Genomic DNA, 12983 nt, shown 5'->3' with positions numbered 1-12983 from the left:
TGATCGCTTAGGAAGGTTTCCTGTTTGTGAAGCTCGCGCGGCCCCGTGTCAAGGGGGTTCGCGCGAGCTTTCGTGCGTCTTCGGGTGATCTACGTGATGGGGGTGATGCTGCCGGTGACCATGGCTTTTGTCGCTTATAGCCGAAAAGGATCGGTGTAATAACGAAACGGTTACGGTGGCCTGTCCTGTATCGACCCGTGACATCCGCTGGCTGTACTAACCGACACAACCCCCTGGCCACTCCCGCCAGGGAGTGCATCTGTGAACCCGCTCCCTTGTGAGGGGTCGGGCGAAAGGAAGGCAACCTTGCGGCCTAAGACTGCTCGCCTGGGTGGAGTGTTCGCCGCCGGTGTGGCGCTCACCCTCGGTCTCGCTGCCTGTGGTAACGGTGGTGGCACCGAGGCCAAGCCGACGGACGGCGGCTCCAGCGCTGCCGCCCCGGGAACCGTCAAGATCGGCTTCATGGGTGACCTGACCGGCCAGAACTCCGGTATCATCATCCCCCCGCGCAACGGTGCGAAGCTCGTCTTCGACGAGTACAACAAGACCAACCCGCCGGTGAAGATCGAGTTTGTTCCCTACGACACTCAGGGTGACGCTTCCAAGGCCGTCGCGCTGGCCCAGCAGGCCATCAAGAGCGACAAGATCGTCGGTCTGATCGGACCGGCCTTCTCGGGCGAGTCCGCCCAGGTTTCTCCGGTGCTGGAGGAGGCGGGGATCCCCAGCGTCACCGCCTCGGCCACGAACACCAAGCTCGCCGAGAACGGCTGGAAGTTCTGGCACCGTGTGCTGCCGAACGACGGCGTGCAGGGCCCCGGCATCGCCGACTTCATCGCGGGCGCCGCCGCCGCGAAGAACGTGTTCGTGATCGACGACAAGTCGGAGTACGGCAAGCCGCTGGCCGACGCCGTCCGGGGCCAGCTGGCCACCAAGGGCGTGAAGGTCACCGACGACTCGCTGGACCCGAACGAGAGCGACTTCTCCTCGGTGGTGAACAAGGTCGCGGCCGCCAAGCCGGACGCGATCTTCTTCGGCGGTTACTACGCGGCGGCCGGCAACCTGCTCAAGCAGCTGCGTGACAAGGGCGTGAAGGACGCGAAGTTCTTCTCCGGCGACGGTTCGCTGGACAAGGGCCTGATCGACGGCGCCGGTGCCGCCAACGCCGAGGGCGCCCTGATCGGCTGCCCGTGCTACATCGCCACGCCGGACGTCACCGACGCCAAGGTGAAGGGCTTCGCCGACGCCTACAAGGCCGCCTACAGCACCGACCCGGCGATCTACGCGGCCGAGGGCTACGACGCGGCGACGGTCTTCGTCGAGGCGATCAAGGCGGGCAACACCACCACGGACAAGATCAACGAGTTCATGAAGACCGTTGACTTCGCGGGTGTCTCCAAGCAGGTGAAGTTCGCCGCCAACGGTGAGGTCGAGGCGAAGGACATCTACATCTACCAGGTCAAGGGCGGCGCCATCACTTTGCTGGGCAAGGCTGCCGAGGCCAAGCTGGGCTAGGTCACGAGCGCGAGAAGAGAAGGTAGTTGGCGCGCGAGGAGCGGGGTCGCCAGGGTGCGGTCCCGCTTTCCGCGTACTTCCACCAGAGTCCACGAGGTTCTGCTGGAAGCGGTGTGCTACCGGCAGTGCAGGCGACCCCCGCTAGAAGTGGTAAACCCTAGTGCTCAATGACTTCGTCAATCAGTTCTGGCCGGCCACGATCGACGGCCTGGCCTTCGGATCGATCTATGCCTTGATCGCGCTCGGTTACACCATGGTGTACGGCGTGCTCCGGCTGATCAACTTCGCCCATTCCGAAGTGTTCATGATCGGAACCTTCGGTGCGATGTTCGTCCCTTTCGTGTTCGGCATCAACTCGCCGTTGACCGGCATCGCGCTGGTCGGCGTGATCGCGCTGATGATCCTGGCCGGGGTGCTGGCCTCGGCGGGCACGGCGGTGGCGCTGGAGCGGATCGCCTACCGGCCGCTGCGTAAGCGTGGCGCGTCCAGGCTGGCGGCGCTCATCTCGGCGATCGGTGCCTCGATCTTCCTGCAGGAGTTGTTCGCGCTCCTGGTGATCCCGAACGTCTTCAACCGTCCGCAGCAGGGCCGCATCCAGATGGCCCTGCCCCGGCTGATGGAGAAGAGTGAGCTCTTCTCGCTCTTCGGCTACTCGGTCCGGGCGGATCAGGTGCTCGTCATTGTGGCGGCGATCGGCATGATGATCGTGCTCGATGCTCTCGTGAACCGCACGAAGATCGGCCGGGGTATTCGCGCTACCGCGCAGAACCCCGAGGCGGCCGTTCTCATGGGCGTCGACATCAACAAGATCGTCCGCATGACCTTCCTGATCGGCGGCGGCATGGCCGGTGTGGCCGGAGCGCTGTACCTCATCTCGTATGAGAACACGAATTACTATCTCGGCTTCCTCTTCGGGATCAAGGCGTTCACCGCGGCGGTTCTGGGAGGCATCGGCAACCTGCGTGGCGCCCTGGTCGGTGGTATCGCGCTGGGTCTGGCGGAGAACTACGGAGCGATCTTCGCGGGCTCCGACTGGAAGCACGTGATCTCCTTCAGCATCCTCGTCTTGGTCCTGATGTTCCGTCCCACCGGAATCCTCGGTGAATCACTCCAGCAGGCGCGCGCATGAACGAGAAGAATTCCCTGGCAGCTTTCCGCCATGGCCTCAGCCGGTACGGCGACGCCCTGCACGACCGCTGGCTGAACACGCCCGGCTGGCAGCGCTGGATCGTCTACGCGCTCCTCGTCGTCGGGGCACTGCTGCTGCCCTCGGAGAGCATCGGCTCCTTCATGTCGCCCTACACCGACTGGGCGAGCATCCTGTTCTTCCCGATCGGCGCCTACGTGGTGCTGGCCATCGGCCTGAACGTGGTGGTCGGCCAGGCGGGCCTGCTCGACCTGGGCTTCGTCGCGTTCTACGCGGTGGGCGGCTACGCGATGGCGTTGATCGGCACCAGGCTCGGCTGGAACTTCTGGCTGATCCTGTTGGTGGGCATCGGCCTGTGCGCGCTGTCGGGCATCACGCTGGGCGCTCCGACGCTGCGGCTGCGCGGTGACTACCTGGCGATCGTCACGCTGGGCTTCGGTGAGATCATCCGCATCACGGCGCGCAACACCGACTCGATCGGCGGCCCGAACGGCATCCGCGGCATTCCGCACCCGCCGAGCCTGCCGGACGTCGAGCTGTTCGGCGTGCAGATCTTCAAGTACGGCGTGCTGGACCCGCGGCCCTACTACTACCTGCTGGTGGCGCTGGCCGTCATCGTGATCATCCTGGTGAAGCGCTGGGAGAAGAGCAGGGTGGGACGGGCGTGGGCGGCGATCCGCGAGGACGAGGACGCCGCCGAGGTCATGGGTGTGCCGACGTTCCGCTTCAAGATGCTCGCCTTCGCGATCGGCGCCTCCATCGGCGGCGCGATGGGCGTGCTGTGGGCGGCGAAGGCCATCTCGATCAACCCGAACGACTTCCAGTTCCTGCTGTCGGCGACGATCCTGGCCGCGGTGGTCATGGGCGGCGCGGGCAACCTGCCGGGCGTCATGCTGGGCGCGTTCGTGGTGGCGTGGCTGCCGGAGCGGTTCCGCGGCCTGCAGGAGTACCGCATGCTGATCTTCGGCGCGGTGCTCGTCGCGCTGATGATCTTCCGTCCGGAGGGCCTGCTGCCGTCGAGACAGCGCAAGGCCGAGTTGCAAGAGGGATCCGGCGGGATGGGGACGCTCGGGGCCGAGGTTCCCGGTCCCGAGTCGCAGGGTGAGGAGGTGGCCTCCAAGTGAGCACCGAGGTGAGCGGGGCGGTCCGGGAGCAGGGTGCCCGGCCGTTGCTGGAGCTGCAGGGTCTCGTCATGAGGTTCGGCGGCGTCACGGCGCTGCGCGAGGTCGACCTGACCGTCAACGAGGGGGAGATCTTCGCCCTCATCGGCCCGAACGGCGCTGGCAAGACCACGGTCTTCAACGTGGTGACCGGTGTCTACCAGCCGACGGAGGGCCAGGTCCGCTTCGAGGGCGAGAAGATCAGCGGCATCAAGCGCTTCAAGATCACCAAGCGCGGTGTCGCCCGTACCTTCCAGAACATCCGGCTGTTCCACAACATGACGGCCATCGAGAACGTCATGGTCGGCGCGGACGCCCACCACAAGTCCGGCATGTTGAGCGTGGCCCTGGGGCTCCCGTTGCACCGCAGGGCCGAGCGTGACGGCCGCGCGCTGGCGATGGAGTTGCTCGACTTCGTCGGCATCTCGCACCGGGCCAACGACCACGCCAAGAACCTGCCCTACGGTGACCAGCGCAGGCTGGAGATCGCCCGCGCGCTGGCGACCAGGCCGAAGCTGCTGCTGCTGGACGAGCCGGCCGCCGGTATGAACCCGGCGGAGAAGGTCGCCCTGCAGCAGCTGATCCGCGACATCCGCGACGCGGGCCGGACGATTCTCATCATCGAGCACGACATGAGCCTCATCATGGGCATCAGCGACCGCATCGCGGTGCTGGACTTCGGCCAGAAGATCGCCGACGGTCTGCCGGACGAGGTGCGGAACGACCCCCGGGTCGTCGAGGCGTATTTGGGGGCTCCCGCAGATGCTTCTTGAGGTCAAGGACATCCACGTCCACTACGGCAAGATCGCGGCGATCAAGGGCATCTCGGTCGAGGTGGACGAAGGCGAGATCGTCACACTCATCGGGGCGAACGGGGCGGGTAAGACCACGACCCTGAAGACGATCTCCGGCCTGCGCGGCCTGACGTCGGGGAGCATCGTCTTCGACGGCCGGGACATCAGCAAGATGCCGGGGCACCAGCGGGTCATCGCGGGCCTGGGGCAGGCACCGGAGGGCCGTGGGGTCTTCCCCGGCATGACGGTGCACGACAACCTGCTCATGGGTGCCTACACCCGCTCCGGTGACTTCAGCGCCGAGCTGGCGGAGGCCTACGAGCTGTTCCCCAGGCTGGCCGAGCGCAGGACCCAGGCGGCCGGCACGATGTCCGGCGGCGAGCAGCAGATGCTCGCGATCGGGCGCGCGCTGATGGCCAAGCCGAAGGTGCTGCTGCTGGACGAGCCGTCGATGGGCCTGGCGCCGCTGATGGTCCAGCAGATCTTCTCGATCATCGAGGAGATCAACCGGCGCGGCACCACGGTGCTGTTGGTCGAGCAGAACGCCCAGCAGGCGCTGAAGCTGGCCCACCGGGCCTACGTCCTGGAGACCGGCAAGGTGGTCAAGAGCGCTCCCGCCGCGGAGCTGCTCAACGACCCCGCCGTGCAGGCCGCCTACCTCGGTGGCGATCTCGGGCACGACGTGCCGGAGGGGCAGGCGTAGGCCGTCTCCGGAAAGTCCTCCGCGTCCCCGTCGCGCCCGTGTGCGGCGGGGACGCGTGTTCCCTGGCCCGATGCCGGGGCGACGCCGCCGGGCGGGTGCCGGGACGAGGCTGGGCGGTGCCGCTGGGCCGGTGCCGGGAGCGGGGCCGTTTCAGGGCAGGGGGACCGTGGCGCCGTCCGTGGTGCCGCCGACGCCGAGCGGCGGGTCGCCGTACAGCCGGATCGCGGTGACCTTCGCCGTCTTGGGGATGTCGAACCACAGGTCCATCTCGATCCTGACCTCGGCGCCGAGCGGGAGGGTGTCCGGCTGGCGCTTGATGGCCTGGGCGAACCTGTCGACGCCGTACGCCGTGCCGTCGGCGGTGAGGAGCCTCTGCCGCTTGGCGTCGAACCGGGAGTTGGTGCGGCCGGGGTTGTCGGCGACGATCCGCACGACCACGTACTGGCCCTTGGCCTGCCACTCGCCGTGGCTGCCGACGAACTCGCTCAGGCCCGTCCGCAGGCCGATCACCTGGAAGCGGGTGTCGCCGTCCGTCACCGGCGCGGCGTCGATCGGGCGCTCGCCGGGGCGCACCGGGCGCGGTGTCAGCCGGTAGGTCGGCGTGGAGGAGGAGGCGGCAGCCGGTCCGGCCGGGGCGTTCACCGAGCAGCCGGTGAGGAATGTCCCGGCCAGGACGGCACCGGTGAACCGTAATAGGGGGTTGCGCACATCGGGCAACGTAACCGAGGCGGGGGATCGGGCTCAATGCCTTTCGCCGCGCCTTTCCGCGTGTTCTTCGCCAGATTTCCGTCCGGCTCCTCGCCGTTTTACGGCCGGCTCGGCTCCCGGTCCGTCCGGGGCGGCCCCGGCGGTTTTCGAGGGGGCGGGTGTCCGGGGGGTGCGGGCGTTCGCCGGACGCCGCCGTGGGTATGTTGCCGATCACCTTCGGGCGGCAGCCGGCCCGCCCGGTTGGCGAGGTCACCCCACTTGAAGTGCATATATAGAATATTTTCACCGTTTCGGTGTCAGACTGTGCCGGTCCGTGACCCGTGAAGGTCTCCGGCGAACCGAGGCGTTGACCGTCCGATGAGCGGGGGTGTCAGATTTTACGCCGAGGCAGGATAGCGATCCAGCAACTCCGAAAGCGGTTGTTGTCCGAATTGTGTCGTAGCGGTGATCTGCATCGCCATGCGGGCGGGGCAGCATACCCAGCACTGAGGTAACTGTCCGAGATGCGACATTGACTGTAAGGAGGCCTTTGTGGGCCTGAGTTTTGTTTCCCGCCGTACGCTCGCGGCGGGCGCGGTGGTGATCGCCGGAACGCTCGGTCTCGCGGCCTGTGGCGGCGGCGACACCGGCGCGAGCACGAGTGACGGTGCCTCGTCCAACGCGCCGGCCGCCGCGGGCGGTGCCAAGCTGGTCCATCCCGGAAAGCTGACCACCTGCACGAACGTGCCCTACGAGCCCTTCCAGTTCAAGGAGGGCGACAAGGTCGTCGGGTTCGACGTCGACATCGTCGACCTGGCGGCCAAGAAGCTCGGTGTGACGCAGGACGTCGTCGACATCGACTTCGCCGTCATCAAGAGCGGTGCGGCGATGGCCGCGGGCAAGTGCGACGTGGCGGCCGCGGGCATGACCATCACACCCGAGCGCCAGGCCAACATCGACTTCTCCGTGCCCTACTTCGACGCCACCCAGGCGCTGCTGGTCAAGAAGGGCCTGGGCGTCAAGTCGCTGGAGGACGTCAAGGCCAAGGGGCTCAAACTCGGCGCCCAGGCCTCCACCACGGGCCTCGACTACGTCAAGAAGCAGGGATTCAACCCCAAGGAGTTCGCCGACTCTCCCAAGGAGCTCCTGGGACTGCAGTCCGGCCAGGCCGACGTGATCGTCCAGGACCTGCCCGTCGTCCTGACCTGGCTGAAGAAGCCGGAGATCGCTGAGAAGTTCGAGCTCGCCGCCAGCCTCGACACCGGCGAGCAGTACGGCATCGGCCTGAAGAAGAACGCCGATCCCGTCCTGCTCAAGGCCATCAACGACACGATCACGACGGCGAAGGCCGACGGGACCTACGAGCAGATCTACGTCAAGTGGTTCGGCAAGAAGCCCGGCGAGCTCGGCTGATCCATGACCGATCAGTCAACGACGATCAAGCCGCCCGGCCCCGTCGGAGCCCCTCCGGGCCGGGCCAGGTTCAGTCCTCGAAAGAGACAGCGGATCAGCCGGGCCATCCAGTACGTCGTGCTGGTGGCCGTCGCGGTCTTCCTCGTGCTGCGCATCGACTGGGGGGCTCTCGGGCAGAACTTCGCCAAGTCGGAGGTCGCGGCGGAGGCGTGGCCCGAGGTGATCACGGTCGCCCTGAAGAACACGATCATCTACTCGGTCGGCGGCTTCGTCTTCGCGTTCCTGTTCGGCCTGTTGTTCGCCCTGATGCGGATGTCGTCCGTGCTGCCGTACCGGTGGATCGCGACCGCCTACATCGAGATCTTCCGGGGTCTGCCCGCGCTGCTCATCTTCCTGCTCATCCTGTTCCTGCCACAGGCCCTGCCGGGCTTCCAGGTACCGGGCGACACCTACGGGCAGGGCATCCTGGGCCTGACCGTCGTCGGGTCCGCCTACATGGCCGAAACGCTCCGCGCCGGCCTGCAGGCGGTTCCGAAGGGGCAGATGGAGGCGGCGCGCTCGCTGGGCATGTCGTATTCGCGGGCCATGGTCAGCATCGTCATCCCGCAGGCGATCCGCATCGTCATCCCGCCGACGACCAACCAGTTCGTCGCCCTGCTCAAGGACTCCTCGCTGGTGCTGTTCCTCGGCGTCACCAGTGAGTACGTCGAGCTCACCAAGTTCGGCAACGACCTGGCGTCCACGCACGCCAACGCCACGCCCATCCTGGTCGTCGGCGTGACCTATCTGCTCGTCACGATCCCGCTGGGCTACCTCGCGAACCGGCTGGAGAAAAGCCAGGGGAGGGGGCGGTGATGGCGACCTCGGAGACTCCAGAGACCTCGGAGGCCCCGGAGACCTCGGAGACCTCGGAGGCCCCGGAGGCCCCGGAGGCCCCGAAGACCGCGGCGATGGAGGCGGCTCCGAGAGTCCACGCGGTCGAGATCAGGGACCTGCACAAGTACTTCGGCAGGCTCGAGGTGCTCAAGGGCATCGACTTCGCGGTCGACCCCGGCCAGGTGGTGTGCGTCATCGGCCCCTCGGGATCGGGTAAGTCGACGCTGCTGCGCTGCGTGAACCTGCTGGAGCAGCCGACCTCGGGCAAGGTGATCCTGGAGGGCGTCGAGCTGACCGACCCCGACGTCGACATCGACGCGGCCCGCCGCCGCGTCGGCATGGTCTTCCAGCAGTTCAACCTCTTCCCGCACATGACCGTGCTGCAGAACGTGGTCATCGCCCAGCGGAGGGTGCTGAAGCGGGGCGCGGCGGAGGCCGCGCGGATCGCCAGGGAGAACCTGGAGAGGGTCGGCGTCGCGGAGAAGGCGGACTCCTATCCCGCGCAGCTGTCCGGAGGTCAGCAGCAGCGCGTCGCCATCGCCAGGGCGCTCGCCATGAACCCGGCGCTGATGCTCTTCGACGAGCCCACCTCGGCGCTCGACCCCGAACTGGTCGGCGACGTGCTCGCGGTCATGCGCAAGCTGGCCGAGGAGGGCATGACCATGCTCGTGGTCACCCACGAGATGGCCTTCGCCCGCGACGTGGCCGACCGGGTGGTCTTCATGGACGGCGGCGTGATCGTCGAGGACGGCCCGGCCGCCCAGGTGATCGGCGCGCCGCGGCACGAGCGCACCAGGAGTTTCCTGCGCCGGGTGCTCGACCCGACGCACACCGACGTCTGAGGCGCTCCGGGCCCCGCCGCCCGGTCTCAGGGCTCCCGCCGTCCGGCGCGGTCCGGTGTCCAGGCCTCCGCCGTCCGATGTACGGCGGAGGCCCGTCGCCGCTGGGCAGGGGGCGCATGTCGTACGACCGGGCGGCGGCGTTTCACGCCGGGGACCCGGCGCCCTCTCCCCGCGGGCCGGGCGGGGCCGTCGGTGGAGGCCGGGCCGAGCCGCTCAGCGCGCCTGAGAGGGGCCGGCCTGTCGACGCGGAACCCTTGTGCGCCCGCGTGCCGAGCGCGGCGGAGAGGGCGGCTGAGGAGTCCGCGGGGGGCCTTCCGGGCGAACGCCTCCCGCGCCGCGGCGAGGCGGCCGGGAGGGGCGTGAGTGAGGCGGAGCCGGAGGGCACGAGCCCGGGGGAGACCTTTGGCGCCGCACAGAGCTTCCCCGACCCTGTGCGTTTTCTACTCGGTCCCCCCGCGGGCGTCGATGTCACCCACCGTAGCGACTCGTGTGGCACGAGTGCAAAAGCCCCTGTGGCAAGAGTGCAGAAAGGGGAGGTCCGAATATGATCGAATGCGTGAGAGGCGGGGGCGGGTGAGAGGTCAGCGGTCGCGCAGCATGCAGGTCAGGCGCGAGGTGCACACCCTGCGGCCCTGCTCGTCGGTGATCTCGATCTCGTAGGTCGCGACCGTCCTGCCGCCGTGCACCCGGGTGGCCACGCCGGTGACGTGGCCGGAGGTGGCCGAGCGGTGGTGGGTGGCGTTGATCTCGATGCCGACGGCCAGGCGCCCGGGCCCGGCGTGGACGGCCGCGCCGATCGAGCCGAGCGTCTCGGCGAGCACGCAGGAGGCGCCGCCGTGCAGCAGGCCGTACGGCTGGGTGTTGCCCTCGACCGGCATCCGCCCGACCACGCGCTCCGGGGTCGCTTCGGTGATCTCGATGCCCATCCGCTCGGCGAGCGTGCCGTGGTGGCTCACGCCGAGCCGCTCCTCGATGACGCGGGCGACTTCCTCGGGGTCTGTCATGGTCAAGGGGACGTCTCCTACTCGTGCGGTACCAGCTTTTCTGTCGCACCAGGAGACTAGGCTTCCGTTGTGCCGAAGAACGAAGCGACCCCCTCGCGTCCGTGCCTGCTCCTGCTGGACGGCCACTCCTTGGCCTACCGGGCTTTCTACGCCCTGCCCGAGGAGAACTTCTCCACGACGACGGGTCAGACGACAAACGCGGTCTTCGGGTTCACCTCGATGCTGGTCAACGTGCTCCGTGACGAGCGGCCCACGCACGTGGCGGTCTGCTTCGACCGGTCCGAGCCGACGTTCCGGCACGAGGAGTACCCCGAGTACAAGGCCAACCGCAGCGCGAGTCCCGACAGCTTCCGCAGCCAGATGAGCCTGATCCACGAGATGCTCGACGTCCTGCGCGTCCCGCACCTGTCGCTGGCGGGCTACGAGGCCGACGACCTGATCGCCACGCTCGCCACCCGCGCCGCAGCCCAGGGCATGGACGTGCTGGTCGTCACCGGCGACCGCGACGCGCTGCAGCTTGTCGACGAGAACGTCACGGTGCTGATGACCAGGGTCGGCATCAGCAACATGACCAGGTTCACCCCCGCGGAGGTGATGGAGAAGTACGAGCTCACCCCCGCCCAGTACCCCGACTTCGCGGCCATCAGGGGCGACAGCAGCGACAACCTCAAGAACATCCCGGGCGTCGGGGAGAAGACGGCGGCCAAGTGGATCCGCGAGTTCGGCTCGCTGGAGGAGCTGGTCAACCGGGTCGGCGAGGTCAAGGGCAAGGTCGGGGACAAGCTGCGCGACCACCTCGGCCAGGTGCTGATGAACCGCCGTCTCACCCAGCTCACCCGTGACGTCCCGCTGGAGCAGGAGATCTCCGCGCTGACGATCGGCCAGAGCGAGCGCCACGAGATCGACAAGATCCTCGACACGCTGGAGTTCAGGGGCGAGCTGCGCGACCGGCTGTTCAAGACGCTCGCCTCGGCCGAGCCGGAGACGGGGGAGGGCTTCGAGGTCGAGGCCGTCGTGCTCGGCCCCGACGAGGTGGGCCCGTGGCTGCGGAGCCTGCCCGAGGGCCGGGCCGGTCTCGCCTTCAGGGGCGCCTACGGCAGCGGCACGGGCCGGATCGACAGCATCGCGATCGCCGCGCCGGACGCCGGTGCGGGCACGGACGGCGGGGGCGGAGCCGCCTTCGTCGACCCGGCCACGCTGACCGAGGCCGACGAGGCGGCACTGCGCGAGTGGCTGTGCGACGCCTCCAGGGCCAAGGCGGTGCACGACGCCAAGGGGCCGATGCTGGCGCTGTGGGCGCAGGGGATGGACCTGCGCGGCCTGACCTGCGACACCGCGCTGGCGGCCTACCTGGCGATGCCGGGGCAGCGTTCCTTCCCGCTGGAGGACCTCGTCCGGGTCTACCTCCAGCGGGAGCTGCGCGGCGAGGCGGAGACCGGCGGCCAGGCAAGCCTCTTCGACGACGAGGAGACCGACGTCGCCCGCGACCTCGGGCTGCGGGCGATGGCGGTGCGGGAGCTGGCCGACGCCCTGGAGGCCTTCCTGGAGCCGCGCGGCGGCACCCACCTGATGGGCGACGTCGAGCTGCCGCTGGTGACCGTCCTGGCCGAGATGGAGCGGGCCGGGATCGCCGTGGACGCCGAATACCTCAGCGGCCTCGAGGCCGAGTTCGGCGCCGCGGTGAAGCAGGCGGTCGAGGCGGCGCACGCCGCCGTCGGGGAGCAGTTCAACCTGGGCTCGCCCAAGCAGCTGCAGGAGATCCTGTTCGTCAGGCTCGGGCTGCCCAAGACCAAGAAGACCAAGACCGGCTACACCACCGACGCCGACGCGCTGGCCTGGCTGGCCGCGCAGACCGAGCACGAGCTGCCGGTCATCATGCTCAGGCACCGTGACCAGGCCAAGCTGCGCACCACGGTCGAGGGGCTGATCAAGGAGGTCGGCGACGACGGGCGCATCCACACCACGTTCAACCAGATCGTGGCGGCCACCGGGCGGCTCAGCTCGGAGAAGCCCAACCTGCAGAACATCCCGATCCGCACCGCCGAGGGCCGCCGGATCCGGCAGGGCTTCGTGGTCGGCCCGGGTTACGAGACCCTGCTGACCGCCGACTACAGCCAGATCGAGCTGCGGATCATGGCGCACCTGTCCGGAGACGCGTCGCTCATCGCGGCCTTCGAGTCGGGGCACGACTTCCACCAGGCCACCGCCGCCCGGGTCTTCGACATCGAGCCCGGTCAGGTCACCGGGGAGATGCGGGCCAAGATCAAGGCGATGAACTACGGCCTGGCCTACGGCCTGTCCGACTTCGGGCTCTCGGGGCAGCTCGGCATCCCCGTGCAGGAGGCCAGGGCGCTCAAGGAGGAATACTTCGAGGAGTTCGGCGGGGTCCGCGACTTCCTCAACGCCATCGTCACGCAGGCCCGGCAGGACGGTTACACCGAGACCATCATGGGCCGCCGCCGCTACCTGCCCGACCTCAACAGCGACAACCGCCAGCGCCGCGAGATGGCCGAGCGGATGGCGCTCAACGCGCCGATCCAGGGGTCGGCGGCCGACATCATCAAGGTCGCCATGCTCAACGTGCAGGGCGCGCTCAAGGAGGCGGCGCTGGGTTCCCGGATGCTCCTGCAGGTCCACGACGAACTCGTCTTCGAGGTGGCGCCGGGAGAGCTGGAGACCCTGCGTGAGCTGGTCGTCGACCGGATGAACGCCGCCCACTCGCTGCGGGTCCCGCTTGAGGTGTCCGTGGGCGTCGGCCGTACGTGGGAGGACGCCGGTCACTGAGGGGTCACCGAGGGGTCATCGAATCGGCAACTGGTTGATTGCCCGGCCTGCCCAAGTCTGT

11 protein-coding genes are annotated in these 12983 nt (G+C 68.3%); 9 read left to right on the top strand and 2 right to left on the bottom strand.

Annotation, left to right across the window (positions count from 1 at the left end):
- The first annotated feature begins 306 nt into the window (after positions 1-306).
- From AB0N02_RS13870 to AB0N02_RS13850, 5 genes are all read left to right on the top strand, one after another.
- Positions 307-1512, top strand: a complete 1206-nt coding sequence (locus tag AB0N02_RS13870) for a branched-chain amino acid ABC transporter substrate-binding protein (RefSeq protein WP_363945715.1) — start codon at positions 307-309, stop codon at positions 1510-1512.
- A 160-nt stretch (positions 1513-1672) separates the two neighbouring features.
- Positions 1673-2641, top strand: coding sequence for a branched-chain amino acid ABC transporter permease (locus AB0N02_RS13865; RefSeq protein WP_363945713.1), 969 nt, complete (start codon positions 1673-1675; stop codon positions 2639-2641).
- Entirely contained in the window at positions 2638-3783 is a 1146-nt protein-coding gene (locus tag AB0N02_RS13860) for a branched-chain amino acid ABC transporter permease (RefSeq protein WP_363945711.1), read from the top strand. The genes AB0N02_RS13865 and AB0N02_RS13860 overlap by 4 nt, the downstream gene beginning before the upstream one ends.
- Positions 3780-4592 (top strand): ABC transporter ATP-binding protein, encoded by an 813-nt coding sequence (locus AB0N02_RS13855; RefSeq protein ID WP_363945709.1) that lies wholly within the window; start codon positions 3780-3782, stop codon positions 4590-4592. Before AB0N02_RS13860 ends, AB0N02_RS13855 begins: the two co-directional genes overlap by 4 nt.
- On the top strand, positions 4582-5316 hold the full coding sequence (locus AB0N02_RS13850; protein WP_363945708.1) for an ABC transporter ATP-binding protein: 735 nt from the start codon (positions 4582-4584) through the stop codon (positions 5314-5316). Before AB0N02_RS13855 ends, AB0N02_RS13850 begins: the two co-directional genes overlap by 11 nt.
- Before the next feature lie 150 nt (positions 5317-5466).
- Here the strand turns inward: AB0N02_RS13850 and AB0N02_RS13845 are convergent, their stop codons facing one another.
- Positions 5467-6024, bottom strand: coding sequence for a DUF4352 domain-containing protein (locus tag AB0N02_RS13845; RefSeq protein ID WP_363945706.1), 558 nt, complete (start codon positions 6022-6024; stop codon positions 5467-5469).
- 531 nt (positions 6025-6555) lie between these two features.
- Here AB0N02_RS13845 and AB0N02_RS13840 point away from each other — a divergent pair.
- The 3 genes from AB0N02_RS13840 to AB0N02_RS13830 all read left to right on the top strand — a co-directional run bounded on the left by AB0N02_RS13840 (position 6556) and on the right by AB0N02_RS13830 (position 9134).
- Entirely contained in the window at positions 6556-7416 is an 861-nt protein-coding gene (locus tag AB0N02_RS13840; RefSeq protein WP_363945704.1) for a transporter substrate-binding domain-containing protein, read from the top strand.
- A 3-nt stretch (positions 7417-7419) separates the two neighbouring features.
- Complete coding sequence (locus tag AB0N02_RS13835; protein ID WP_363945702.1) at positions 7420-8271, top strand: amino acid ABC transporter permease; 852 nt, start codon at positions 7420-7422, stop codon at positions 8269-8271.
- 95 nt (positions 8272-8366) lie between these two features.
- Positions 8367-9134 carry an amino acid ABC transporter ATP-binding protein gene (locus AB0N02_RS13830; RefSeq protein ID WP_363945929.1) on the top strand — a complete coding sequence of 256 codons (768 nt, stop codon included), beginning with the start codon at positions 8367-8369 and terminating at the stop codon, positions 9132-9134.
- A 581-nt stretch (positions 9135-9715) separates the two neighbouring features.
- On the opposite strand, the gene AB0N02_RS13825 is transcribed toward AB0N02_RS13830, so the two are convergent.
- Positions 9716-10138: a hotdog fold thioesterase gene (locus AB0N02_RS13825; protein WP_363945927.1), complete on the bottom strand. Its 423-nt coding sequence runs from the start codon at positions 10136-10138 to the stop codon at positions 9716-9718.
- 69 nt (positions 10139-10207) lie between these two features.
- Here AB0N02_RS13825 and polA point away from each other — a divergent pair, with 69 nt between their 5' ends.
- A complete protein-coding gene (gene polA / locus AB0N02_RS13820; protein ID WP_363945700.1) occupies positions 10208-12922 on the top strand; it encodes a DNA polymerase I in 2715 nt (904 codons plus the stop codon).
- The last annotated feature ends 61 nt before the right edge of the window (positions 12923-12983 follow it).

This window comes from Streptosporangium sp. NPDC051022 (genome assembly GCF_040683035.1).
In the GTDB taxonomy this organism is placed as follows: domain Bacteria; phylum Actinomycetota; class Actinomycetes; order Streptosporangiales; family Streptosporangiaceae; genus Streptosporangium.
The sequence above is the reverse complement of the archived record's forward strand: the minus strand, read 5'-3'. Positions and strand labels throughout refer to the sequence as shown.

Coding starts and splice junctions, on each gene's coding strand:
- AB0N02_RS13830 (WP_363945929.1), top strand. CDS start 8,367: ATGGAGGCGGCTCCGAGAGTCCACGCGGTCGAGATCAGGGACCTGCAC.
- AB0N02_RS13835 (WP_363945702.1), top strand. CDS start 7,420: ATGACCGATCAGTCAACGACGATCAAGCCGCCCGGCCCCGTCGGAGCC.
- AB0N02_RS13860 (WP_363945711.1), top strand. CDS start 2,638: ATGAACGAGAAGAATTCCCTGGCAGCTTTCCGCCATGGCCTCAGCCGG.
- AB0N02_RS13850 (WP_363945708.1), top strand. CDS start 4,582: ATGCTTCTTGAGGTCAAGGACATCCACGTCCACTACGGCAAGATCGCG.
- AB0N02_RS13825 (WP_363945927.1), bottom strand. CDS start 10,138: ATGACAGACCCCGAGGAAGTCGCCCGCGTCATCGAGGAGCGGCTCGGC.